The sequence below is a fragment of the Bordetella saccharivorans genome, from assembly GCF_045862855.1.
Lineage (GTDB): Bacteria > Pseudomonadota > Gammaproteobacteria > Burkholderiales > Burkholderiaceae_B > Bordetella_A > Bordetella_A petrii_F.
Genome location: NZ_BAAFZO010000001.1, coordinates 2,040,774 through 2,064,970, shown reverse-complemented (window position 1 = coordinate 2,064,970; position 24,197 = coordinate 2,040,774). Strand labels below are relative to the sequence as shown.

Genomic DNA, 24,197 nt, shown 5'->3' with positions numbered 1-24,197 from the left:
ATGAAGCCCGCCAAGCCCCCCGCCGATATCCGCCCCGTCGCCGCCGCCAATTTCGACGCCTGGCTGCCCCTCTGGAAAGGCTACCAGTCCTTCTACAACGTCGACATCCCCGACGCGGTCACCCGCACTACCTGGGAACGCTTCCTGGATCCGTCCGAGCCCATGCACGCCGCGCTGGCCTACGACAGCGGCCGCGCGGTCGGCCTGGTGCACTGGATCCTGCATCGCTCGACCTGGACGGCCGGCGACTACTGCTACCTGCAGGACCTTTTCGTGGCGCCGGACGTGCGCGGCGGCGGCCACGGCCGCGCGCTCATCGAGCACGTATACGCCCAGGCGCGCGCCGTCAACGCCGCGCGCGTCTACTGGCTGACCCACGAAACCAACCACACGGCAATGCAGCTCTATGACCGCATCGCCGACCGGCCCGGGTTCCTTCAGTACCGGAAGGTCCTGTGAGCGCGCGCGACCCCGACTGCCCGCTGTGCCGGGACGAGGGCGGCAGCCTGCTGTGGCAGGGCCCGCACCTGCGCGTCATCGAGGTGCATGACGCCGACTACCCCGGCTTCACCCGGGTCATCTGGAACGCCCACATCCCGGAGATGACCAGCCTGTCCACCCACGGGCGCGAGCTGCTGATGCGCGCGGTCTACGCCGTGGAACAGGCGCAGCGCGACATCCTGGCGCCCGACAAGGTCAACCTGGCCTCGCTGGGCAACATGGTGCCGCACCTGCATTGGCACATCATCCCGCGCTGGCGCGGCGACCGGCATTTCCCCGACGCGGTATGGGCGCCGCCGCGCGTCGCCTCCGGCGCCGAACCGCCGGACTGGCACGCGCGGCAAAGCCGCATCCAGCAGCTGCTGCCGCGCTACCGCAACCGGCTGGCCGAAGCCATGAACGCCTTGTTGTGGCATTGAATGCAAAGGCCCGGCGCCGCTTGGCGCATGGAGGTGTCTGGCACCCCATGAAGCGCCCTGCGCCGGCAACGAGCGTGGCAGAGGGTGTCAGACAGTTCGGTTCTCCCGGGAAGGTGTCTGACACCCCATGAAGCGCCCCGCGCTGGCAACGGGCGCGGCAAGGGGTGTCAGACACCTCGGCCTCCAGGGAAGGCGCCAGACACCTCGATCCCCCGGCAAGGTGCCTGACGTCCCGGTCCCCGCAGGCTAGAGCGTGGTCGCCATGGCCGGGTCGCTGATGCCGTGCTTGCCGGTTTCCAACCGGCCGGCGAAGCGCCGCTCGACGCCATCGGCAACCAGCGTGAAGTCGTACCAGTTGCCGCTGTCGCCCAGCGCCCAGTGCTGCTCGGCCACGCCGCCGGCCGGCACCTCCAGCTGCCAGGGGCCGTCGCCGCGATAAGCGTTGGCCTGCAGCGCCACGCTGGCCGGCGCGCCGCCGCTATTGGCCACCTTGGCATACACCGCGCCGTTCTGCACGTCGTAGCAGACCTGTGCCTCCACTTTGGCGCCGGTCGCGCTGTTGCCGCTGAACGTGCGCACGAAGCCGTTGGTGCTGTAGACCCACAGGTCGTAATCGCCTCCGTCGGCGGACGCGTCCCATTCGTCTTCCAGCAGCTTGCCGGGCTCGACCGTGTAGCGGCGCGGAATCAGGTCCAGGTGTTTCTTGTCGTACACATGGAATACCGCGCCGGCCACCCCCGTGTTGCTGAACAGCAGCTTCACGCGGCCGTCCCCGTCCACCCGGGCGCTGACGTGCAGCTCATACGGCAACGCGCGCGAAGGCCGGGTGCCGGTTTCCTGGAACAGCGCCTGCGGCGTCGCCGGCGGATCGGCGCGCGGCAGGGTGCGCTGCTGGGCCTCTTGCGCGGCGTAGTCGCCGTTGTCGGGCAGCACCGGGAAGGAGGGGTCATTGGGGCTGGCGAAATCGAAGGCCGAGGTCAGGTCGCCGCACACGGCGCGATGCCAGGGGCTGATGCTGTCGACCGTGATGCCGAAGCGCTTTTCCAGGAAACGGCCGACCGAGGTGTGGTCGAACACTTCCGAACTGACCCAGCCGCCGCGGCTCCACGGCGAGATCACGTACATGGGCACGCGCGGCCCCAGGCCCCACGGGCGCGTGGTGCCGCTGATGGTGTCATCCTCCTTCAGGTACTGGCGGCCGGGGTCCGAGAAATACTCGCCGTCCAGCGGCACCGTGGATTTGCCCATCAGCTTGCCGTCGGCGTCGTACGACGGCACGGCGGGCGGCGGCAGGTGGTCGAACAAGCCGTCGTTCTCGTCGAAGGTGATGAAGAACGCCGTCTTGCTCCAGACTTCCGGGTTGGCGGTCAGCGCGTCCAGCACGCGCGAGATGTAGTCGGCGCCCTGCGAGGTGCTGCCGCCGCCGCTGGGATGCTCGGACACGGCCGGCCAGGGCAGCACCCACGAGACCTGCGGCAGGCTGTTGTTGCGCACATCGTCGGTCAGGTCCTCCAGGCTGTAGTGCTTCATGCCCTTTTCATACAGCGGCGAGCCCGGTTCGGCGGTGCGGAACGACTCGAATGCCAGGCCGCCATGCATGGCGCCGGTCCAGTTGTTGTTGGGGTCCTGGTAGAAGCGCCAGCTCACGCCGGCCTGCTCCAGCAGGTCGGGCAGCGTCGGCCACTTGAACGACGAGCCCTGGTAGGTGTAGCCCGGTTCGGGCAGCGCCCCGGTGATCCAGCAGCGTAGGTTGTTCGGCTCGGCATCCGCATCGGTGCAGTTGATGCCCTGGCGGCCCAGCTCGGGGTTGAAGTTCGAGCCCGACCAGAACACGATGCGATTGGGATCGGTGCCGGTGGTGATCGAACAGTGATAGCCGTCGCAGATGGTGAAGGCTTCCGCCAGCGCGTACTGGAACGGGATGTCGTTGCGGCGGTAGTAGCCCATCGAATGCACGTTCTTGTACTTGGGCCAGAAGCCGAACTTGCCCTGGTTCCAGGCCGCCTGGGAATCCGAGAACGAATGCGGCGTGCCGGGCACGAAGATGGCGTTCATCGACTCGCGGTCCAGGTGGTACGGCGGCACCTCCTTGGTGCCGTCGGACTGGAACCACACCGATTTGCCGCTGGCCAGCGGGATGGGGAAGCGGTCGCCGAAGCCGCGCACGCCGCGCATCGCGCCGAAGTAGTGATTGAAGGCGCGGTTCTCCTGCATCAGGATCACCACGTGCTTGACGTCCTGGATGGTGCCGGTTTCAACCGCGGCCGGAATCGCCAGCGCCCGCTGGATCGACGCCGGCAGCATGGCGGCGGCCGACAGCGCGCCCATGGCGCCGGCCGATTTGCGCAGGAAGTCGCGCCGGTTCGCATTGCGGGGCGCGGGGGCGCCGGCCGCCGGGGGGAAAGGCTTGTTCATGGAGGTTCTCAGGCAGGAAGGGAACGGTGGACAGGAGCTGGCCGCGGCAACAGCCGGATCAGGGCGCGCAGCGCAGCTGCGGCGCGGGGTTCTCCGGCGTCTCGGGCTGCTGCACCGGCGGATCATCGTCGTCGTCGCTGCCGCTGCCACAGGCGGTCAACAGGCAGAACAGCAGGCTGGCCGCCAGCGCGGCCCAGGGGCGGGAAGAAAGCGCATTCATCACGGGTCCTTTTGTGCAGGTGGAGTCGTCGATGAATGGCAGCTTAGGTAGCCGACATGACAGGACAATGAATAGATTTCAAATATTACTTTCCAATAATTGAGTGTTACTCAGCTACACTGCGCGGGCCTCCTGTTTCCCGACGCATTGCATGCCCGCCTACGCCTCCCCCGCCCTGCCCCGTCCCGCGCCGTCCCGACCGTCCGCCGCGCCCTGGCACGCCGGGCGCTCCAGGCTGATCCTCGACCTGGACGGCACGCTGATCCGCGAACACGAGCCGATCGAGGGCGCGCACGCGCTGCTGCAGGCGTTTCGCGGGCGCTTCGTGATCGTCTCGAACAATTCCACGCACACGGCGCGCCAACTGGCCCGGCGCCTGCGCGGCATGGGCCTGCCGGTGCGCGCGGCGGATCTGGTGCTGGCGGGCGAACAGATGGTGGAATACCTGCGCGTCCACCATGCGCGGGCGCGCATCCTGATGTATGCATCCGCGGCGCTGCGGCGCCACGCGGCGGCGTGCGGCTGCCAGTTGGTCGAGCACGATGCGCACATCGTCGCGCTGGCGCTGGACAAGCGCTTCGGCTATGGCGCGCTGGCCGACGCCGCGCACGAGCTGGCGCGCGGCGCGCGCCTGGTGGTGAGCAACCCCGACCTGACGCACCCGGGACCGGACGGCCGGCAGGTGCCGGAGACTGGCGCCCTGCTGCAGGCCGTGCGGGCCTGCGCCGGCGTGGCGTCCTGGCATATGGTGGGCAAGCCCGAGCCGGCCATGTTCGAGGAAGGGCTGCGCCGCCTGGGCGGCGCGCCGCACGACACCCTGGTGATCGGCGACAACCCGCTGACCGACGGCGCCGGCGCCGCGCGCGCCGGCCTGCCCTGTCTGCTGCTGGGCAACGACGCGCGCGCGACCGCGGCCACGCCCGCGCAGCTGCTCGCGCTGGACGACGCCCCGCTCAGTAGCGCTTGAGCGACAGCACGTTGAAGGTGCGCTTCAGGGTATCGACCGATTTGTCGTAGTTGGCCAGCGCCAGGCAGGCAATCAGCGCGTCGATGATGGCGAGCTGCGCCAGCCGGCTGGTCATGGCTTCGGTGCGAAAACGCGTCTCGCGCGCCATGGTGTGCAGCAGCACGTCGGCGAAGGCCTGGATCGGCGACTTGCCGAAGTTGGTAATGCAGATGGTACGCGCACCGGCCTCTTTGGCCAGGCGCGTGGCCAGCACGGTTTCGTGGGTGCTGCCCGAATGCGAGATGGTCAGCACGGCCACGTCGGGCCCGGTCAGCGATGCGCTGATGGCTTGCACGTGCGAATCGGTGACCGCGGTGGCGTTCAGGCCGATGCGCAGCATCCGGTAGTGCGCGTCTTCGGCGATGGTGGCCGAGCTGCCGATGCCGTAGATCTCGATGCGGCGCGCCTGCGCCAGCAGCCGCACGGCATGCTCCAGGGCCTGCGTGTCGAGCACCGAGGCGGTTTCCTGCAGGGCCTGGATATTGCTCTGGAAGATCTTGCCCACCACCGTGCCGGCGCTGTCCTCGGGCGCGAGGTCTTCGTGGATGTACTGCACCGGCCGGACGATTTCCTGCGCCAGGGCGATTTTCAGCTGCTGGAACCCCGTGGCGCCCACCATTTTGCAGAAACCGATCACGCTGCCTTCGCTGGACTCGGTTTTCTCGGCCACCTCGCTGACCGACATATGCACGACCTGGGCAGGATGCCGGATCACGAATTCGCCGATGCGCTGCGTGGCGGGCCCCATGGACGACAGCAGACTTTCGATGCGCGCCAGCATGGCGGGCGGCGCCGCGGGCGTGGCGGGAGCTTCGGCGCCGGAGGCTGCGGGCTTCTTGGTAGTGGCCATGGCGTGACGATCAGGGAAGCGGCCATTCTCTCACAGCCGCATGACGCGCCGCCACGCTGGCGGATTCAGCCGGGGCGGCCGTCCACGCGCGGCCGCGCCAGCCGGGGCGCGTAGGCCAGCACGTACAGCGCGAAGCCCAGCGCCCAGCACAACGCGGCGCCGTAGACCCAGTGCAGGAAGCCCGCCGGCCAGGCCAGCGGCCCCAGCACGCGCAGCACCGCGGCGGCGACGACCAGCCAGTAGGCCGCGACCTCGGCCCGGCCCGCCGCCAGCCGCCGGCCCGTATGGCCCAGCGCCGTGCGGGTGATCATGGCAATGATGGCCGTGCCCACCACGCCCACCGCGAAGGCGTGCTCTGCCACGCCGGGCATCACCCAGCCCAGCGCGCTGGCCGCCAGCAGCAGGAAACTGGCCGGCAGCCAGGCGTACGCCAGGTGCAGGATCCACAGAATGGGCCGGTTGCCCACCGCATAGCCGCGCCAGCCCGCCACCCGCACCGCCAGCAATGCGCCGGCCAGCGCGGCCAGCGGCGCCGTCAGCCAGCCGGGCGCGGCCAGCACCCAGGCCAGCAGCGCCAGGATGGTCGCCACCAGGATGGGCTTGCCCAGCCTGGGGTACGACTTCAGGCGAAAGCCAGGCACGGCATTGGTCGTGAACATGGGCAGCACGCGCGCGCCGATCACCACCACGAACAGCACGGGCAGGGCCAGGCCCGCCACGCACACGCGCAGGGCCTGGCCGGGCTCGCCCAGCCAGGCATAGACGTGAAAGGCCAGGTTGACGGCGCCATACACCCACAGCGCGAGGGCGAGCGGATAGTTGCGACGATTGCCCGCGCACTGGAGCACCCGCGTGAAAGCCAAGGCCGCCAGCGGCAGGAACAGCCCGTCGAGCAGGGTCGCCAGCCACAGCGGGCCGGACCACATGGCCACGCGGCCGGCCAGCCACAGCGCCGTCAGGGCCGCCAGCGCCGGGCCGGCCGGCGTGTCGACGCCGGTCCAGGCGCGGCCGGCGGTGAACAGGAAACCCACGACGATCGCGGCGGCGAAACCGAACACCATTTCGTGCGCGTGCCACAGCAGGGCCAGGCCCATGGCGCCGGCTCCCGGCGGCGGCACCAGGCCAGCCAGCTGTCCGGCCCAGATCGCCACCGCCACGGCGGCGAACAGTGCGCCGCACAGATAGAAGGGCCGGAAGCCCAGGGCGAACAACGCCCAGCCCGAAGGCGGCGCTTGCCGGGGCTCGGCGGGCCGATGCAGGGAAGAGGGAGAAAGGGGAATCTGGACCATGGCTGTCGGACAAGAAAATGGCGCCGTGCGGACGGGCACGGCTGTGCACGAGTCTACCCGCGCGGCGCAACGCCAACGGCCATCGCGCCGATGTCGGCGGGCTATTACGTGAATGTTTGCGCTATCGCAAAATGCCTGGTCACGTATATCTTACGACGATCAGGTTATTTGGCGCGGCACGGCGGGCTGGCTAAGCTGTCGGGCTTGGAAATGCGGCCGGCGCTGTGGCGGCCGCGCTTATGGGGAAGCACACCATGAAGATCGCAAAAGGATTAATCGGCGCCGCCCTGCTGGCCGGCGCCATGGCCGGCGCGCAGGCCGCCACCCTGGACGTCGTGCGCGAACGGGGCGAGCTGCGCTGCGGCACGACGACCGGCTTTGCCGGCTTCTCCGCGCCGGACGCCAAGGGCGAATGGCGCGGCCTGGACGTAGACCTATGCCGCGCGATTGCCGCCGCGGTGTTCGGCGACGCCGGGAAGATCAAGGTCGTGCCGCTGAATTCGCAGCAGCGCTTCACCGCGCTGCAGTCGGGCGAGGTCGACGTGCTGACGCGCAACACCACGGTGACCCAGCAGCGCGATACGGCGCTGGGCATCATCCATGCCGGCATCAATTTCTACGACGGACAGGGTTTCCTGGTGCCCAAGTCGCTGGGCGTGAAGCACGCCACCGAGCTCAATGGCGCGACCATCTGCCTGCAGACCGGCACATCCAACGAGAACACGCTGGCCGACTGGGCGCGCGCGCACAAGGTGGAATACAAGCCGGTGGTCATCGAGACCTTCAATGAAGTGGTCAACGCCTTCGCCTCGGGACGCTGCGACGTGTTCAGTACCGATGCCTCCGGCCTGGCCTCCATCCGCATCTCCAGGCTGCAGAACCCCGACGACTACCTCGTGCTGCCCGAGATCATCTCGAAAGAGCCGCTGGGGCCCTTCGTGCGCCAGGGCGACGACGCCTGGCTGAACATCGTGCGCTGGTCGCTGTCGGCGATGATCGAGGCCGAGGAATACGGCATCACCTCCGCCAACGTGGACCAGCAGACCAACAGCGCCAACCCGAATATCCGCCGCATCCTGGGCGTCACACCCGGCGCCGGCGCCAACATGGGCCTGGACGAAAAGTGGGCCTACAACATCATCAAGCAGGTGGGCAACTACGGCGAAAGCTTCGACCGCAACGTGGGCGCCGGCAGCCCGCTGAAGATCGAGCGCGGGCTGAATGCGCAATGGCGCGACGGTGGCCTGATGTACGCGCTGCCCATACGCTGAAGCCGGCAGCGCGGCGGCCGGGGGGAATTGAACCCCCCGCCGCTCAATTGATGCTGTAGCCGCGGCCCTTGAAGCACGCGCCCATGGCGCGGCTGTACGATTCGGTAGCGACGCCGGTGGTGTATTCGCTGATGTTGTCGGGGTCGAAACCGCTCTGGTTCATGGCCCAGCGGCGGCATTCGGCGCGGTCGCGCGCCTGCTGGGCATCGCTCTGGCCCTTGGCCGGGTAGGCGATGACGTCCAGGCTGGACGAGGCCGCGATGCGCGGCGTCGAATATGTAACCGCGGGCGCCACATAAGTGGCGGGCGGGGCCGCATAGACCGGCGCCGGGTAGGCCACCGGCGGGTAGTACACCGGCGGCGACACATAGGTGACGCCGCTGTAGCCATAGCGCGGCCCGCTGCTGAGCGCCAGCGCCACGCCCGCACCCAGCAACGCCGCGCCGCCCACCCACCAGCCGGAGTAATAGCCGCCATGGTAGCGGCCATGGGCCGAGGCCTGGCCGCTGGCCGTGGCCAGCAGGGCGGCCGCGACGGCCGCGCACCAAAATCGGGACTTCATGTTCGTCTTTCCTGAAAATCACTGGCTGCCGGCACCACCGGGAGGCCGTGGAGGGAAACGCGGGCGGGGACAGCCATATGTACTTTACTCCCGCGCCGCGGGCCTGTCGCGCACCCGGCCGGCGCGCCATGTAAAAGCGGCATCACGGCGTTTCAAGGGTGCGGCGCCCGCGCCGGGCCGCCATTGGAAGAGCCGCGCCGCGGTATGCAAAAATCCGGCCCATGCCTTTTGACAATCGCTTGCAGAAAAATTCCCTGGCCGCCCAGGCCGCCCGGTTGCCGGCCGCCTGGCAGGCAGCGTTCCAGCAGCCCGAGGTGGCCCGGGCGCTGCGCGAAGTGACCGCCTATGTCGAGCAGCGGCTGGCCGCGGGGGCCGTGGTGTACCCGGCTACCCCTTTCCGGGCCCTGGAGGGGCTGGTCCCGGCCGAGGTGCGGGTCGTGATCCTGGGCCAGGACCCCTACCATGGCCCCGGACAGGCGCAGGGCCTGGCCTTCTCGGTGCCGGACGATTGCAAGCGTCCGCCCAGCCTGCGCAACATTTTCAACCAGATCGCCCAGGAGCATCCCGGCACGCCGCTGCCGCGGGGCAACGACTTGTCGCGCTGGACCCGCCAGGGGGTGCTGCTATTGAATACCGCGCTTACCGTGGAAGACGGCCAGCCGGCTGCGCATGCCAGGCGCGGCTGGGAAACCGTGACGGACGCCCTGATCAGCCTGGTGGCGCGCGACCCGGCACCCAAGGCGTTCTTGCTGTGGGGCGCGCATGCGCAGGCCAAGCAGGTGTTGCTGCCCGACCACAGCGGCCACCTGGTACTGACCGCCAACCACCCCTCGCCGCTGTCCGCGCGGCGCCCCCCCGTGCCGTTCCTGGGTTGCGGCCACTTCACCCAGGTCAATGCCTGGCTGGCCGGACAAGGCAAAACCCCTATTGACTGGACGACTGAAGAAAACCAAGGGGATGTACGCCAAGGCGAATTCGGGTTATGATCGCGGCACTGCACAAATTTGTGCCGGCATTAAATCCGCGCCCTGAGTAGCACCACGCGGTCACTGACGCAGTTTGTCGGGTCAGCTTCCCGACCCCATGCCGGTCACCATCGATTCCTGACCTCCTTTCCTTTCGCCTCGCGCTTCACTTGTAGCGCGCCGCGCGCACGGTTGTTCCGGTCGGCCCGATGCTCCATCAACCGTCGCCCGGACCCGGCCGCTTTCCTTCGGCTCGCCTGGCACATGCGCCGCTTCGCGCGGCAAGGACAAGGTATGTCTTTCGAAACCCTGGGTCTCGCGCCCACCCTATTGTCGGCCCTGCAAGAGGCTGGCTTTTCCGCCCCCACCCCCGTCCAGGCGGCCGCCATTCCGCAGGCGCTGGCCGGCCATGACCTGATGGTCTCGTCGCAGACCGGCAGCGGCAAGACCGCCGCCTTCATGCTGCCCGCCCTCAACCGTATCGCCGGCCAGCCCGGCAACAAGGGCGTGGGCGTGCAAGTGCTGGTGCTGACCCCCACCCGCGAACTGGCCATGCAGGTCACCGAGGCGACCGGCTCGTACGGCCGCAACCTGCCCGGCCTGCGCACCGCCACCGTGGTGGGCGGCATGCCCTACGGCGCGCAGCTCAAGGCGCTGTCGCGCCGCGTCGACGTGCTGGTGGCCACGCCCGGCCGCCTGATCGACCACCTGAAGGCCGGCCGCGTCAAGCTGAACACCGTGCACACCCTGGTGCTGGATGAAGCCGACCGCATGCTGGACATGGGCTTCATCGAAGATATCGAAACCATCGTCGAGCGCCTGCCCGAGCAGCGCCAGACGCTGCTGTTCTCGGCCACGCTGGACGGCACCGTGGCCAAGCTGGCCGCGCGCATGATGCGCGAACCGCAGCGCATCGAAATGGCGGCCCAGAAAGAAAAGCACGCCAATATCACGCAAAGCCTGCTGTACGCCGACGACGCCAGCCACAAGATGCAGCTGCTCGACCACGTGCTGCGCGACGCCACGCTGGACCAGGCGATCGTCTTCACCGCCACCAAGCGCGGCGCCGACGACCTGGCCGACCGCCTGGCCGACCAGGGCTTTGCCGCCGCCGCCCTGCACGGCGACATGAATCAGCGCCAGCGCACCCGCACGCTGACCCAGCTGCAGCGCGGCCAGCTGCGCGTCCTGGTGGCCACCGACGTGGCGGCGCGCGGCATCGACGTGCAAGGCATCAGCCATGCCGTCAACTTCGACCTGCCCATGCAGGCCGAAGACTACGTGCACCGCATCGGCCGCACCGGCCGCGCCGGCCGCGATGGCCAGGCCTTCACGCTGGCCACCCACGCGGAGCGCCACAAGGTGCGCCGCATCGAGCATTACATCGGCCAGTCGATCACCCCGGAAACGATTGCCGGCCTGGAGCCCAAGCGTACGCCGCGCCCCTATGCGGGCGGCGCCGGTCGCGGCGGCAAGCCGTTCGGCAAGCGGCCCGGAGGTTTCGGCGGCGATCGCCCACAGGCGCGCGAGGGGCGGGGCTTCCGCACCGATGCGCAGCGCGAGGGCGGCTGGCGCAACCACGACGCCAAGCCCCGCGAGGGCGGCTTCCGCGCCGAGTTCCAGCCGCGCGAAGGCGGCTGGCGCGGCCGCGACGAGCGCCCCGCCCGTCCGGCCGGCGAGCGCGATTTCCGGCCCGCCCGCGCCTTTGGCGAGCGTCCGCAACACGGCGACTGGCGCGCCGAGCGCGACGCCCGTCCGACGGCCGGGTACGAACCGCGTCCGCACCGCGATGGCGGCCGGCGCGGCGAATTCCAACCGCGCGGCGAATTCCAGCCTCGTGGCGAGTTCAAGCCGCGTGGTGAGTTCAAGCCGCGCAGTGAATTCAAGCCACGCGGAGAGTTCCAGCCCCGCGGTGAATTCCAGCCCCGCCAGGCGCGCGGCGAAGGCGAATTTCGTGGCGCCGAGCGCCGTCCCGCCGGCTTCCGGCCGTCGACCAAGCCGTTCGCGCAACGCGCCGGCGGCCCGTCCAAGCACTACGGCAAGCCCGGCGGCCCGCGCCGCGGCTAAACCGCACGGCAGGGGCGGCATGGGACAATAGCGCCCATGCAACGCCCTGCCACCACTTCCCTTCCTGCTCTCGACCCGGACAGCGCGCGCCACAGCGCGCGCGCTGCCGCCCACCTGCGCGAGGCCATCGGCGCGGCGGGCGGCTGGCTGCCGTTCGACCAATGGATGTCGCAGGCGCTCTATGCGCCGGGCCTGGGCTATTACGCGGCCGGCGCGCTGAAGCTGGCCGCGCCGGCCGTGGATGCGCGCGGCATGCCCATCGCGGCGGGCGACTTCATCACGGCGCCGGAACTGACGCCATTGTTCGGGCATACCGTGGCCCGGCAAGCGGCCCAGGTGCTGGCCGACACCGGCACGGCCACCGTGCTGGAATTCGGCGCCGGCACCGGCGCCCTGGCCGACAGTGTGCTGGCCGGGCTGGACGCGCTCGGCGTGGCCGCCGACTACCGCATCATCGAAGTCTCGGCCGACCTGCGGGCGCGCCAGCAGGCGCGCCTGGCGCCGCATGGCGCCCGCGTGCAGTGGCTCGACGCGCTGCCGGCCAGTTTTTCAGGCTGCGTGCTGGCCAATGAAGTGCTCGACGCCATGCCGGTATCGCTATTCCGCTGGAGCGAGTCCGGCGCCGTGCTGGAACGCGGCGTGGCCCTGGACGCGAACGGCGATTTCACCTGGGACGACCGGCCGGCCGGCGCGCCGTTGGCGCAGGCCGTCGCCGCGCGCATGCCGCCCCTGCCCGGCTATGTGTCCGAGATCAACCTGCAGGCGGAAGCCTGGATGCGGGCGATGGGCGGTTGGCTGGCGCGCGGCGCCGCCCTGCTGTTCGATTACGGGTTTCCGCGCCGCGAGTACTACCATCCGCAACGCGCCGGCGGCACCCTGATGTGCCATCTGCGCCACCATGCCCACGCCGATCCGCTGGTCGCGCCCGGCGTGCAGGACATCACCGCCCACGTGGATTTCACCGCCATGGCCGACGCGGCGCTCGAGGCCGGCCTGCAGGTGCTGGGCTATACCTCGCAGGCGCGCTTCCTGATGAATGCCGGCTTGGCGGAACTGCTGGCGCGGCATGATCCGGCCGACGCGCGCGCCTATGCGCAGGCGGTGGCGCCGGTGCAGAAGCTCCTGAGCGAAGCCGAGATGGGCGAACTGTTCAAGGTGCTGGCCGTGGGCCGCGACACCCCCGCGCCACTGCGCGGCTTCGCGCGCGGCGACCGGCTGGCGGCGCTGTAGGCGGCGCGCCCGACAGGTCGGCAGGTCGGCAGATGTCTGACACCCTGCGGGTGTCAGACACCGAGCTACGACTTAGCCGCGCGTACAGCGGCGCCAGCACCTCCACAGCCCGCCCCCCGGGGATGGGCCGCGTGCTGAGTGGCCGCGCAGCACGCGGCGGGCCGCTCGATCGCCCATGCGGCGTTTGCCTGGCGCGGCACAATATCGGAAACTGTCTGGCGCCGGCGCGGAGACCGGATATCCCGGACAATGTCACGGAGACCTTCATGCCCTCCTCATCGCTAGACGGACGCCGCATTCTTGTTGTCGAAGATGAAGCGATGATCGCCATGCTGCTCGAGGTTCACCTGGCCGATTTCGGATGCGAGCTCGCGGGCTCGGCGAACAGCGTGCGGGCGGCGCTGCAGCTGATCGAAGACGAACCTGGCGCCGACGCCGCGATCCTGGACATGAATCTGGCCGGGGAACACGTCAACCCCGTGGCCCGCGCGCTTTCCGCCAAGAGCATTCCGTTCCTGTTCCTGACCGGATACGGCAGCCAGCCTGTCGAGGCCTATCCGGATGCGCCGGTACTGAGCAAGCCGCTGGAAGTCAATCAACTGCGCCGGGCGCTGGAGCAGATCTCGGCGCCTGGCCCAGCGAACCCGTGACGCCGTCCTGGCGCCACGGCAGGCACAGCTCGACATGCAACCCCGAGGCCAGCCACTGGCGCGACAGCGTGCCGCCCAGTTGCGCCACGCACCGGTCGATGAGCGCAGAGCCCAACCCGGCGCGCGTCGGCTGACGCACCGCCGGACCGCCATTTTCGGTCCAGCGGATCACGATGTCGTCCGGCGCGTGGTGCCACTGGACCGCAAGCCTGGCGTCCGGCACCGATAGCGCACCGTATTTGGCGGCATTGGTGGCCAATTCGTGGATGATCATGGCAACCGATTGCGCGGCCATCGGCGCCAGCGGCAGCGCCGGCCCTTGCAGCCAGACGCCGCTTTCATCGCTTTTCATGTAAGGCGCCAGCTCTTCGGTGACCAGCCGGGCCAGGTCGGCCCCCGCCCAACTGCTGTGGGCCAGCAGGTTGTGGGCGCGGGCCAGGGTCCGCAAACGGCCATCCAGCGCCGCGCGGTAACTGGGCACATCCGGGGCTACGGTCAGGGCGACGAACGACTGCATGACCGACAACAGATTATTCGCGCGATGATTCACTTCGTGCAGCAACAGCCGCTGCCGCTCCTCGGCCTCCTTGCGCTCGGTGATGTCGACCAGCATGTTGATGCCACCGACGATATTGCCTTGGGCGTCGCGCAAGGGCGTCGGATAGGGCAGGAACACAATGCGAGAGCCGTCGGGGCGCTCGGCGATCGCTTCCACTCCCCGCACCTCGCGCCCTTCTTTCAGCGCCACGGCCATCGGGCATTCGTCGTGCCGCATGGGGCTTCCGTCCAGGCGATACAAGCGCCAGGTCACACACCATTCGTCCGATCCCAGGATGGGGCGGCGGCCCGACAAGGTGACGGCAGCCTCGTTATAAAAGGTGATGCGGCCCTGCGCGTCGGTGGTGTAGATGGCGGCCGGCAACGCATTCAACAAGCCGTGATACAGGAACTCCTGGATGATCCCGGGCGGCTCGGCGGCCTCGCGAGGCGCCGCCTGCGGCGTTTCGCCGGCTGGCCGCGGCGCGGAGCGCGGTGGCGACGGGGTATTCATTCATCCTCCTTGCCGCAGCGCGATGCCGCCGCGAGCGCGCGCAAGCGCGCCTCGTGCAATGCCGGCTTGATGCGCGCCGGGTCGCCCGCGCACTGGCGGGCGATGGCGCCGGCATCCACGCCGCGCACGGCCTCGGCGCGGCGCTGCCAGGCCGGCAGGTCGACCGGAGCCACCACCGCGGCGGCGCGCAACAGGGCGATGAAGCGGTCCGGCTTGCGCAGCGCGTCGCAGGATTCGATCAGCGCCAATTGTGCGGCCGGACCGGCCGCGCCGGCCTGGTCCACCACGCGCGGCAGCAGGCGCGCCTGGTCGGCGCAGTCGGTCGGCACGCGCAGGCGGCGGGCCAGCGCATCGCGCTCGGGAGTCAACCGGCACAGCAGGGCGTAGCGGCCCGGCAATGCCAGCGCCGTGCCGGCGGCGCGATCCAGCTCGGCGCTCACCGTCTCCACCTCCTGCAATTCGGGCATGATGCGCGCCAGGGCGCCGGATTGCTGCAGCACTGCCAGCATGCGCGACGGCGTGGCCGCCATCAAGCCGCGCGACAGCTCTTTCCAGACCCGTTCCGGCACCAGCGCATCAGCCTCGCCGGCATCCACCATGCGGCGGCACAAGGCCAAGGTCTCCGGCGCCACGGAAAATTCGCCGAAGCGCGCGGCAAAGCGGCCCAGGCGCAGGATGCGCACCGGGTCCTCGGCGAACGCCTCGCCCACGTGCCGCAGCACGCGCGCGCGAATGTCGGCCGCGCCATTGAGCGGATCCAGCAGTTCGCCCTGCGGCGTGCGGGCGATGGCATTGACGGTCAGGTCGCGACGGCGCAGGTCCTGCTCCAGCGTGACATCCGCCCCCGTATAGAAGGTGAAGCCCTTGTAGCCGCGCCCCGATTTGCGTTCGGTGCGCGCCAGGGCGTATTCCTCTTTGGTGCGCGGATGCAGGAACACGGGGAAATCACCGCCCACCGGGATGAAGCCGCGCTGGGCCATGTCCTCGGGCGTGGCGCCCACCACGACCCAGTCGCGATCGCCCGCCGGCAGGCCCAGCAAGTCGTCGCGCACGGCGCCGCCCACGATATACACCTGCAAGCCGGCGCAGTCGGGGTCGGCGGGCAGGCCGGGGGCGGCGTTCACGGTAGCTCGGCCGTGCGCACCGTGGGCGGCTCGATGCGGCCGAGCCGCGCCTTCAGCGACTGCGGCTGCCCGGTAAACATGGCGGCGTAATACGTGGCGTTGGACATCACGTGCTTGACGTACAGGCGCGTCTCGGTGAACGGGATGGTCTCGGCGAAGATGGCGCCCTCGACCGGGTGCGACAGCGTGGCGCGCCAGGTCTTCGGCCGGCCCGGACCGGCGTTGTAGCCGGCGCTGGCCAGCACCTGCGAGCCATCCAGGCCATTGAGCACGATGCTGAGGTAATTGGTGCCCAGGATGGTGTTGGTGTCGAAATCGTTGACGCTGGACGGGGAATAGTCGGCCATGCCGATCTTGCGCGCCACCCATTTGGCGGTGGCGGGCATGAGCTGCATCAGCCCCGAGGCGCCCACATGCGAACGCGCGTTCATGACGAAGCGCGATTCCTGGCGGATCAGCCCATACACCCAGGCGGGGTCGAGGGCGATGGCGTTGGCCTGGGCGGTGACCCGCCCCTCGAACGGCGCGATGTAGCGCTGCGTGAAATCGACTTCTTTCTCGGTGCGCTCCGACGTATTGACGACCCGGTCGTAGATGTCTTCGGCGCGCGCCAGCTCGGCGGCGGCCAGCAACTGGCGGTCCGACATGCCGCGCAGCGCGAAATTCCATTCGCCCACCGCCTCGGACCGCCACCCCAGCCGGAACAGGTGCACGGCGCGGCGCAGGCCGGCATTGGCGCGCGCCTCGGCCATTTCCTGGTCGGTGACCGGCGTCGGCCGCGGCGGCACCGTGATGCGGCGGCCGAGTTCCTCGGCCGCGAGCTGGCCATAGAAGTTGTATTGGTCGGCGATGCTGGCATAGCCGCGCTGCGCCTGGGTCGCGCGGCCGCGCGCCGCGTCGCTGCGCGCCTTCCAGTACACCCATACCGGCTCGGCCTGCTGCGCGGCCGGCATCAGTTCGATGGCCGTATGCACCCAGCGCCAGTCGATGTCGGGCTGGCGCAGGGCCGAGCGCACGCGCCAGGCGCCGTTATAGTCGGTCAGCGCGATGTCGCCCGCCTCGCGGTACCAGGCGTCCGCCCGGCTGTCGAGATTCAACGCGGCGATCAGCGCATACTGGCTGCGCACCCAGGCCAGGCTCGACTTGGGCAGGTTGCCGGCCCATTCGCGCCGCAAGTAGGAGTCGGCCACGTCGAGATCCTGGCGCGCCAGGCGCGCCAGCGCCACGGTGGCCAGTTCCTTTTCATTGCGGCCCACCAGTTGGTGGTCGCGCCGGGTCAGCCACTTCATGGGGCTCTTGAGCAGCGCGTCGAAGGTCTTCTGGTCCTTGGGCTCGAAGATATAGTCGGCGAACTTGCGCGCATCGCCGATTCGGTCGGTCTCGATGGCGGCGCGCAACTGCGGCTGGATCTCGTCCCAGCCCAAGACGCCGTCGGCCACGAGCTGGTCGTAGAGGTTCCAGCAGTCGCGGCCCGGCGAGAAGGCCTCGAGCGCCTGCCTGGCGGTGGTGCGCTGGCCGGTCATGTGGCGCGCCTCGAGGATGGCGCAGCGGGTCTGCGCATTGGCGTCGGGCAGGTCGCCCAGCTCGCGCGCCGTTTCGAAATCGCCGCTGCGCGCCGCGGACAGGATCCAACTGCTGCGCAACCGCTCGGCCAGGTAAGTGCCGGCGTGGTCTTTCAGGAAACGCGCCGCCTCGGCCTTGGGCTGCACGCCGCCGGGCGGGTTCCAGAGCTGGTAGCGCAGCAGCCAGTAGTCCGGGTAGCCGCCCAGCAAGTCGCCGCGCGCCTGCGGCGCCAGCATGGCCAGCACCGACCATTGCTTGCGCTCATTGGCTTCGCGAGCCGCGACGACCGCGTCCCGGGCGGGCGTCTGCGTCGCGGGCGGCAGGCCGGCCAGCTTGACCGGTGGCACGGCGATGGCCGGCCGGGCGGCCTGGGCCGCCGCGGCGGCCGGCACCTGCCCTTGCTGGGCATCGACCGACGAGCAGGCAGCGGTGAACAGGGCCAATGCGGGCAACCAGCGACGGGCCCCGCGGGGCTCGAACGTGCCGGATTTCTGATAAGGTCCTGATTCAAGCCACTGCCGCATTGTTGACCCACATGAACATTCGAAATTCCGCACAGAATAACGCAGTCGCGCTACGTGCGCGATTGCGGCAAGCCCGCGCCGACCTGCCCGCCGCGCAACGCGACCGCGGCGGCTTGCTGATGCGCGGACGCCTGTTCACCTGGCTCAATGCGGCGCGCGACCAGGCCGTCAAGCGCGGCGCGCGCCCCCCGGCCACGGTGGCGGCATTCTGGCCGCTGGAACACGAACCCGACCTGCGCCCGCTGCTCGATCAATGGGCGCAGGCCGGCATTGCCATCGCGCTGCCGGCCATCCGCGAGCCCGCCGCGCCGCTCGAGTTCCGCGCCTGGACGCCCGGCGCCGCCTTGCGTGCCGGCCCTTACAACGTGCAAGAGCCGGCCGCGGACAGCCCGCCCCTGCGTCCCGATGTGGTGCTGGTGCCTACGCTGGGCTACACCCTGCAGGCCGACCGCCTGGGCTACGGCGGCGGCTACTACGACCGCACGCTCGCCGCGCTGCAGCGCGACGGCCAGCCCTGCACCACCATCGGCGTGGCCTGGAACGAAGGCTTGATCGACGCCGACGATTACCAGCCGGCCGAGCACGACGTGCGGCTCGATGCCGTGCTCACGCCCGATGGCTGGGTACCCGAGCCGCCGCTGCTGGGCCCCGGCGCGCCCACTGGCGGCAGCCTGGGGTCGTACGTGCTGCGCTGACCGCCCGCCGGCGCGTGGCGGCCAGCGCGGGGCCTTTGCCATTCTTGACGATTGCCGCGCCTGGGCCGCGGGCCGCGCACAGCCTTGCCAGGCGCCCGCGCGCGGGCCAGGCTCGCACCAACTTGGTGCATGCCTCAGGGCCAACCCTCCTACCTGCGCGGCGGGCCTTCTGCTAAAACGGCTACAGGCCCCCGGGCGCCCCATGCCTGCGGGACTTGGCATGAGGGTTGCTTGATTGCAGTTGGCGCGCCCGCCCACGCGCCCACGTTTCGGGCCGCAGGCTCCATCCGGATCACGCGGCCGGCCCGAACCGGTACAAGGAGGAGCCATGCAGCATCCCCAGCCCGCCCCCCGGGCGGCGTATGACGAGATGGTCGACGCCCACGGCGAAGTACGCCCTCACTACCAGGCGTTCTCGCAATGGCTGGCGCAAGAGCCCGAGGACGCCATGGCGGCGCGCCAGATCGAGGCCGACCTGAGCTTCCGGCGCGTCGGCATCACCTTTTCGGTGGCCGGCGACGAAGCCGGCACCGAGCGGCTGATCCCGTTCGACCTGATCCCCCGCATCATCCCCGCCGACGAATGGCAGCGGCTCGACGCCGGCCTGAAGCAGCGCGTGCGGGCGCTGAACCTGTTCATCCACGACATCTACCATGGGCACGAGATCGTGCGCGCGGGCGTGGTGCCGGCCGAACAGGTGTTCCTGAATGCGCAATACCGCCCCGAGATGCAGGACGTGGACGTGGCCGAGGACATCTACTGCCACATTGCCGGCGTGGACATCGTGCGGGCCGGGGCCGGCGAGTTCTATGTACTGGAAGACAATCTGCGCGTGCCCTCCGGCGTGTCGTACATGCTGGAAAACCGCAAGATGTCGATGCGCCTGATGCCCGATGTGTTCGGGCGCGTGAAGGTGAAGCCGGTGGCGCATTACCCGGACCTGCTGCTGGACAACCTGCGCGAAGTGGCGCCGCGCAGCATCGACGCCCCGACGGTGGTCGTGCTGACGCCCGGCATGTACAACTCCGCGTACTTCGAGCATGCCTTCCTGGCCCAGCAGATGGGCGTGGAGCTGGTCGAGGGCCGGGACCTGTTCGTCGAGCAGAACACCGTGTACATGCGCACCACGCAAGGACCGCGCCGGGTCGACGTGATCTACCGGCGGGTGGACGACGACTTCCTCGACCCGTTGTCGTTCCGCGCCGATTCGGCGCTGGGCGTGCCGGGCCTGCTGTCGGTGTACCGCGCCGGGCGCGTCACGCTGGCCAACGCCATCGGCACCGGCATCGCCGACGACAAGTCCACCTACCAGTACGTGCCCGACATGATCCGCTTCTACCTGCGGGAAGAGCCGATCCTGGCCAATGTGCCCACCTGGCGCTGCGCGCGGCCCGACGAGCTGTCGCACGTGCTGGCCCACATGCACGAACTGGTGGTCAAGGAGGTGCACGGCGCCGGCGGCTACGGCATGCTGGTGGGCCCGGCCTCGACGCGCGCGCAGGTCGAGGCCTTCAAGCAACGGGTGCGCGCCAATCCGGCCAACTACATCGCCCAGCCCACCCTGGCGCTGTCGACCATCCCCACCTATGTCGATGCCGGCGTGGCGCCGCGCCACGTCGACCTGCGTCCCTATGTGCTGTGCGGCAAGGATATCCGCACCGTGCCCGGCGGGCTGTGCCGCGTGGCCCTGGTGGAGGGCTCGCTGGTGGTCAACAGCAGCCAGGGCGGCGGCACCAAGGACACCTGGGTACTGGGAGACTGACCATGCTGAGCCGCACCGCCGACAACCTGTTCTGGATGTGCCGCTACATCGAGCGCGCCGAGAACACCGCCCGCATGCTGGACGTCAATCTGCAGATGTCGCTGCTGCCGCAGGACGCGCAGGCACGCGACGGCCTGTGGCGCGCCGTGCTGCGCATCTCGGAACTGCAGCACGGCTACGACGCGCGCTACCCCGCCGTCACGCCGCTGGACGTGCTGCACTACATGGTGCGCGAACCGCGCAACGAGTCGTCCATCTACGCCTGCCTGCGCGCCGCGCGCGAAAACGCCCGCGCGGTGCGCGGCAGCCTGACCACCGAAGTCTGGGAAACCTACAACGCCACCTGGCTGGAACTGCAGAAGCACCTGCAGACCAACCTGCCCGAGCGCAATCCGGGCGAATTCTTCGAATGGGTCAAGTTCCGCGCCCACTTGGCGCGCGGCGTCACCATCGGCACCATGCTGGAAGACGAGGCGCTGCACTTCCTGCGGCTGGGCATGCACCTGGAGCGCGCCGACAACACCGCGCGCCTGCTCGACGTGAAGTTCCACGAAGACGACGGCGACAACCCCGCGCGCGCCAGCCGGCACAGCGAGTTCTACCGATGGTCGGCGCTGCTGAGCTCGGTCTCCGGACTGGAGATCTACCGCAAGGTGTACCGCGACGTGATCACGCCGGACCGGGTGGCCGAGTTGCTGATCCTGCGCCCGGACATGCCGCGCTCGCTGCTGGCCTCGGTGCAGGCGCTCAACGAGGACCTGGCGCGCGTGTCGAACCAGCGCTCGGCCGAGACCGAGCGGCGCGCCGGCATGCTGCACGCCGAACTGCGCTACGCGCGCGTCGAGGACATCCTGCACAGCGGCCTGCACCGTTACCTGGAACGCTTCCTCGACCGCATCAACGACCTGGGCAACCGGATCAGCCAGGACTTCCTGGTCCCGCTGGCCGCCTGAGGAGCCCCGCATGAAGCATTTGATCAGGCACCTGACCCAGTACCGCTACACCGCGCCGGTCGGCTACAGCATCCAGACCCTGCGCCTGACGCCGCGCCCCGACGAACACCAGCGCACGCGGCGCTGGCGCATCGACGCGCCGGGCCCGCTGCAACAGCAGGTCGACGCCTACGGCAACATCACCCATGTGCTGGCCCTGACCCGCCCGCACGACAGCATCGAGCTGTGCGTGACCGGGCAGGTCGACATCGATGCGCTGCCCGATGGCCGGCTGCGCCCCGAGGAAAACCGGCTGCCGGTGCATGCTTATTGCGTGCCGACGCCGCTGACCCTGGCCGACGGCGCCATCCGGGAGTTCGTGCATGCCGCATTGCCCGGCGGCCTGCGCACGCCCGGCGACGCGCTGGCCCTGGCCGGCGCCATCTGCGACCAGGTGGCCTACGAACCCGGCACCACCGATGTCACCACCGCCGCCGGCCAGGTGCTGGCGCTGGGCCATGGCGTGTGCCAGGACCATGCCCACCTGTTCCTGGCCTGCGTGCGCGGGCTGGGCATCCCGGCCCGGTATGTGAGCGGCTACCTGTACACCGAAGCGGAGCATGCCGCCAGCCACGCCTGGGCCGACGTATGGCTGGCCGATATCGGCTGGACCAGCATCGACATCACCAACCGCCAGTTTGCCTCGGAATGCCACTGCCGCCTGGCGGTGGCGCGCGACTATGACTCCGCCTCGCCGGTGCGCGGGGTGCGCCACGGCGGCGGCGAGGAATCGATGACCGTCTCGGTCCAGGTGCAGGCGGCCGGCCAGCAATAAATCGGGGTCGGTTCACAGTCGCGGCCGGCACGCCATCCCGGTTCCCCCCTACAATACGCCAGCCGTTTTCCACCGTACGACCAATGACCTACTGTGTAGCCGCCCGCCTGGACGCGGGCCTGGTTTTCCTGTCCGACTCGCGCACCAACGCGGGCGTGGACCAGATCAGCGTTGCCCGCAAGCTGAACGTCTTCGAGCAACCCGGCGACCGCGTCATGGTGCTGCTGACCTCCGGCAACCTGGCGATCAGCCAGGCCGTGGTAAACCTGCTGGCCCAGCTCGACAGCGACAGCCCCGATTCCCTCTGGTCGGCGCCCGACATGTACGAGGCCGCCCGCCGCGTGGGCGAGGCCGTGCGGCGCGTGCACGAGCGCGACGCCGAGGCGCTCAGCGAACACGGCGTCGACTTCAACATCAACCTGATCTTCGGCGGCCAGATCGGCGCCGAACGCTGCCGCCTGTTCCAGATCTACTCGGCCGGCAACTTCATCGAGGCCAGCCCGGACGTGCCGTACGTGCAGATCGGCGAGGCCAAGTACGGCAAGCCCATCCTGGACCGCGTGCTGCGCCCCGACACATCGCTGGACGAGGCCGCCAAGTGCGCGCTGATTTCCATGGACTCGACGCTGCGCTCGAATATCTCGGTCGGCCTGCCGCTGGACATGCTGGTGTACGAAGCCGGCGCGTTGCGCGTCACGCACTTCGCCCACATCGACGAAGACAACGAGTACTTCCGCATGATCCGCAAGACCTGGGGCGAACGCCTGCGACAAGTCTTCGCCGAGATCGCCGACCCCAGCTGGACCGACGCCGGCGCGAGCGGCTCGCTGGCCGCCGCGGGCCGCCTGCACCAGCCGCACCGGCTCACGCCGGGCGGCGCCGACGCGACACCCGCGCCGCTGCAAGTGCTGGCGCAGGACCCGGGCAAGTCGCAAGCCAGCTGATCGTTCCGGTTCCAGTTGCCTGGCGCCCGCAGGACTGATCCTTTCCGTTTCACGTTTTCAGGTGTCTGACACCCGCAGGGTGTCAGACACCGGCGATGACACCAATGCGGGAGCGCGATCAGGCGACGCCAGCCGACGCAAGATCGAGCTGGCGCCAGATGCCGAGGGTCGCCTCGGCATGGTTCAGCGTATAGAAATGCAGCCCCGGCGCGCCGTTGTCGAGCAGGTTCTGGCACAGGTCGGCCACCACGTCCACGCCGAACGCGCGTATGGAAGCCTTGTCGTCGCCGAACTCGGCCAGTCGCAGGCGGATCCAGCGCGGGATCTCGGCGCCGCACATTTCCGAGAACCGGACCAGCTGCGAGTGGTTGGTGATCGGCATGATGCCGGGCACGATGGGAATGGACACGCCCTTGGCCTGGGCGCGGTCGACGAAGTCGAAATAGGCGTCGGCGTTAAAAAAGTATTGCGTGATGGCGGCGTCGGCGCCGGCACCGACCTTGGCCACGAAATGGGCCAGGTCGGCGGCCGGGCTGGCCGCCTGCGGGTGCATCTCGGGATAGGCCGCCACTTCGATGTGGAAGGCGTCGCCGGTTTCCTGGCGGATGAAGGCCACCAGGTCGGCCGCGTAGCGCAGCTCGCCGGCATCGCCGCCCATGCCCGAGGGCAGGTCGCCGCGCAACGCCACCAGGCGGCGCACGCCCTGCTCGCGATAAGCGGCCAGGATCTCGCGCAGGTTGTCGCGGGTGGCGCCGATGCACGACAAGTGCGGCGCGGCATCGCAGCCCAGGTTCTGCAGCATGCGCACCGTGTCGGCCGTGCCGGCGCGGGTCGAGCCGCCCGCCCCGAAAGTGACGCTGACGTAACGCGGCTGGATGGCCAGCATCTGCTTGGCCGCGCGCACCAGCCGCTCTTGGGCGGCGATGTCGCGCGGGGGGAAGAACTCCAGGCTCAGGGCGGGGGTAGAGGTCATCAGGGAATCAGTCGGGAAAGCAGGCCGGAAATGATGCTGTACAAAATGGCGCCCGCCACCGCCCACCAGAACCCGTTGACCTGGAAGCCGCGCAGGATGGACCCGGCCAGCCAGAACAACAAGGCGTTGAGCACGATGAGGAACAGGCCCAGGGTGACGATGGTGATGGGCAGCGTCAACAACACCAGCACCGGCTTGACCAGCATGTTCAACAGGCCCAGCACCAGCGCGGCGACCAGCGCCGAGCCGAAGCTGGCGACGGTGATGCCGGGCAGCAGGTAGGCCACGGCCAGCAAGGCGACGGCATTCAAGAGCCAGACGAGTATCAAGGTCATTGTGTTCTCCGGTA

Annotated in this window: 23 protein-coding genes; 13 read left to right on the top strand and 10 right to left on the bottom strand. The window is 69.5% G+C overall.

The window, feature by feature from the left end:
* Together ACKTT0_RS09930 and ACKTT0_RS09925 are read left to right on the top strand one after the other, a co-directional pair.
* Nucleotides 1-459 carry a GNAT family N-acetyltransferase gene (locus ACKTT0_RS09930; RefSeq protein ID WP_407849735.1) on the top strand — a complete coding sequence of 153 codons (459 nt, stop codon included), beginning with the start codon at nt 1-3 and terminating at the stop codon, nt 457-459.
* Nucleotides 456-920 (top strand): HIT family protein, encoded by a 465-nt coding sequence (locus ACKTT0_RS09925; RefSeq protein WP_407849734.1) that lies wholly within the window; start codon nt 456-458, stop codon nt 918-920. Before ACKTT0_RS09930 ends, ACKTT0_RS09925 begins: the two co-directional genes overlap by 4 nt.
* A 246-nt stretch (nt 921-1,166) precedes the next feature.
* Here the strand turns inward: ACKTT0_RS09925 and ACKTT0_RS09920 are convergent, their stop codons facing one another.
* Both ACKTT0_RS09920 and ACKTT0_RS09915 read right to left on the bottom strand, forming a co-directional pair.
* Complete coding sequence (locus ACKTT0_RS09920; RefSeq protein WP_407849733.1) at nt 1,167-3,335, bottom strand: phosphocholine-specific phospholipase C; 2,169 nt, start codon at nt 3,333-3,335, stop codon at nt 1,167-1,169.
* Between the two features lie 58 nt (nt 3,336-3,393).
* Complete coding sequence (locus tag ACKTT0_RS09915) at nt 3,394-3,555, bottom strand: hypothetical protein (RefSeq protein WP_407849732.1); 162 nt, start codon at nt 3,553-3,555, stop codon at nt 3,394-3,396.
* Between the two features lie 151 nt (nt 3,556-3,706).
* On the opposite strand from ACKTT0_RS09915, the gene ACKTT0_RS09910 reads away from it, so the two are divergent.
* Nucleotides 3,707-4,522 carry an HAD-IIA family hydrolase gene (locus tag ACKTT0_RS09910; protein WP_407849731.1) on the top strand — a complete coding sequence of 272 codons (816 nt, stop codon included), beginning with the start codon at nt 3,707-3,709 and terminating at the stop codon, nt 4,520-4,522.
* Here the strand turns inward: ACKTT0_RS09910 and ACKTT0_RS09905 are convergent.
* Nucleotides 4,509-5,342: a MurR/RpiR family transcriptional regulator gene (locus ACKTT0_RS09905; protein WP_407852408.1), complete on the bottom strand. Its 834-nt coding sequence runs from the start codon at nt 5,340-5,342 to the stop codon at nt 4,509-4,511. The two genes, ACKTT0_RS09910 and ACKTT0_RS09905, sit on opposite strands and share 14 nt — an antisense overlap.
* 134 nt (nt 5,343-5,476) lie before the next feature.
* Nucleotides 5,477-6,700, bottom strand: a complete 1,224-nt coding sequence (locus ACKTT0_RS09900; protein ID WP_407849729.1) for an NnrS family protein — start codon at nt 6,698-6,700, stop codon at nt 5,477-5,479.
* A gap of 254 nt (nt 6,701-6,954) precedes the next feature.
* Between ACKTT0_RS09900 and ACKTT0_RS09895 the strand changes: the two genes are divergently transcribed.
* The gene (locus ACKTT0_RS09895; protein ID WP_407849728.1) at nt 6,955-7,971 is read left to right on the top strand and encodes an amino acid ABC transporter substrate-binding protein; all 1,017 of its coding nucleotides are present in this window, start codon (nt 6,955-6,957) and stop codon (nt 7,969-7,971) included.
* Nucleotides 7,972-8,014: 43 nt separating this feature from the next.
* Here ACKTT0_RS09895 and ACKTT0_RS09890 read toward each other — a convergent pair whose 3' ends face one another.
* Complete coding sequence (locus ACKTT0_RS09890) at nt 8,015-8,533, bottom strand: hypothetical protein (protein WP_407849727.1); 519 nt, start codon at nt 8,531-8,533, stop codon at nt 8,015-8,017.
* 221 nt (nt 8,534-8,754) lie between these two features.
* On the opposite strand from ACKTT0_RS09890, the gene ACKTT0_RS09885 reads away from it, so the two are divergent.
* The 4 genes from ACKTT0_RS09885 (at nt 8,755) to ACKTT0_RS09870 (ending at nt 13,445) form a co-directional block, all read left to right on the top strand.
* The gene (locus ACKTT0_RS09885) at nt 8,755-9,519 is read left to right on the top strand and encodes a uracil-DNA glycosylase (protein ID WP_407849726.1); all 765 of its coding nucleotides are present in this window, start codon (nt 8,755-8,757) and stop codon (nt 9,517-9,519) included.
* A 273-nt stretch (nt 9,520-9,792) separates the two neighbouring features.
* Nucleotides 9,793-11,565 (top strand): DEAD/DEAH box helicase, encoded by a 1,773-nt coding sequence (locus tag ACKTT0_RS09880; RefSeq protein WP_407849725.1) that lies wholly within the window; start codon nt 9,793-9,795, stop codon nt 11,563-11,565.
* Between the two features lie 36 nt (nt 11,566-11,601).
* Nucleotides 11,602-12,795 carry a class I SAM-dependent methyltransferase gene (locus ACKTT0_RS09875; RefSeq protein ID WP_407849724.1) on the top strand — a complete coding sequence of 398 codons (1,194 nt, stop codon included), beginning with the start codon at nt 11,602-11,604 and terminating at the stop codon, nt 12,793-12,795.
* Nucleotides 12,796-12,827: 32 nt separating this feature from the next.
* Nucleotides 12,828-13,445: a response regulator gene (locus ACKTT0_RS09870; RefSeq protein ID WP_407849723.1), complete on the top strand. Its 618-nt coding sequence runs from the start codon at nt 12,828-12,830 to the stop codon at nt 13,443-13,445.
* Here ACKTT0_RS09870 and ACKTT0_RS09865 read toward each other — a convergent pair.
* Genes ACKTT0_RS09865 through ACKTT0_RS09855 form a run of 3 tightly spaced genes read right to left on the bottom strand, consistent with a single transcriptional unit; the run spans nt 13,387 to nt 17,707 of the window.
* Complete coding sequence (locus ACKTT0_RS09865) at nt 13,387-14,496, bottom strand: sensor histidine kinase (RefSeq protein ID WP_407849722.1); 1,110 nt, start codon at nt 14,494-14,496, stop codon at nt 13,387-13,389. The genes ACKTT0_RS09870 and ACKTT0_RS09865 overlap by 59 nt on opposite strands.
* Nucleotides 14,493-15,602, bottom strand: a complete 1,110-nt coding sequence (locus tag ACKTT0_RS09860) for a tRNA nucleotidyltransferase/poly(A) polymerase-related protein (RefSeq protein ID WP_407852407.1) — start codon at nt 15,600-15,602, stop codon at nt 14,493-14,495. The genes ACKTT0_RS09865 and ACKTT0_RS09860 overlap by 4 nt, the downstream gene beginning before the upstream one ends.
* Before the next feature lie 14 nt (nt 15,603-15,616).
* Complete coding sequence (locus tag ACKTT0_RS09855; protein WP_407849721.1) at nt 15,617-17,707, bottom strand: lytic transglycosylase domain-containing protein; 2,091 nt, start codon at nt 17,705-17,707, stop codon at nt 15,617-15,619.
* Nucleotides 17,708-17,718: 11 nt separating this feature from the next.
* Here ACKTT0_RS09855 and ACKTT0_RS09850 point away from each other — a divergent pair, with 11 nt between their 5' ends.
* From ACKTT0_RS09850 to ACKTT0_RS09830, 5 genes are all read left to right on the top strand, one after another.
* The gene (locus ACKTT0_RS09850; protein ID WP_407849720.1) at nt 17,719-18,402 is read left to right on the top strand and encodes a 5-formyltetrahydrofolate cyclo-ligase; all 684 of its coding nucleotides are present in this window, start codon (nt 17,719-17,721) and stop codon (nt 18,400-18,402) included.
* A 328-nt stretch (nt 18,403-18,730) separates the two neighbouring features.
* Entirely contained in the window at nt 18,731-20,164 is a 1,434-nt protein-coding gene (locus ACKTT0_RS09845) for a circularly permuted type 2 ATP-grasp protein (RefSeq protein ID WP_407849719.1), read from the top strand.
* A gap of 2 nt (nt 20,165-20,166) precedes the next feature.
* Nucleotides 20,167-21,117, top strand: a complete 951-nt coding sequence (locus ACKTT0_RS09840; protein WP_407849718.1) for an alpha-E domain-containing protein — start codon at nt 20,167-20,169, stop codon at nt 21,115-21,117.
* 10 nt (nt 21,118-21,127) lie between these two features.
* A complete protein-coding gene (locus ACKTT0_RS09835) occupies nt 21,128-21,931 on the top strand; it encodes a transglutaminase family protein (RefSeq protein WP_407849717.1) in 804 nt (267 codons plus the stop codon).
* 83 nt (nt 21,932-22,014) lie between these two features.
* Nucleotides 22,015-22,875, top strand: coding sequence for a proteasome-type protease (locus ACKTT0_RS09830; RefSeq protein WP_407849716.1), 861 nt, complete (start codon nt 22,015-22,017; stop codon nt 22,873-22,875).
* Between the two features lie 118 nt (nt 22,876-22,993).
* Here the strand turns inward: ACKTT0_RS09830 and metF are convergent, their stop codons facing one another.
* A complete protein-coding gene (gene metF / locus ACKTT0_RS09825) occupies nt 22,994-23,848 on the bottom strand; it encodes a methylenetetrahydrofolate reductase [NAD(P)H] (protein ID WP_407849715.1) in 855 nt (284 codons plus the stop codon).
* Entirely contained in the window at nt 23,848-24,183 is a 336-nt protein-coding gene (locus ACKTT0_RS09820) for a phage holin family protein (protein WP_028354407.1), read from the bottom strand. Before ACKTT0_RS09820 ends, metF begins: the two co-directional genes overlap by 1 nt.
* Nucleotides 24,184-24,197: the final 14 nt, after the last annotated feature.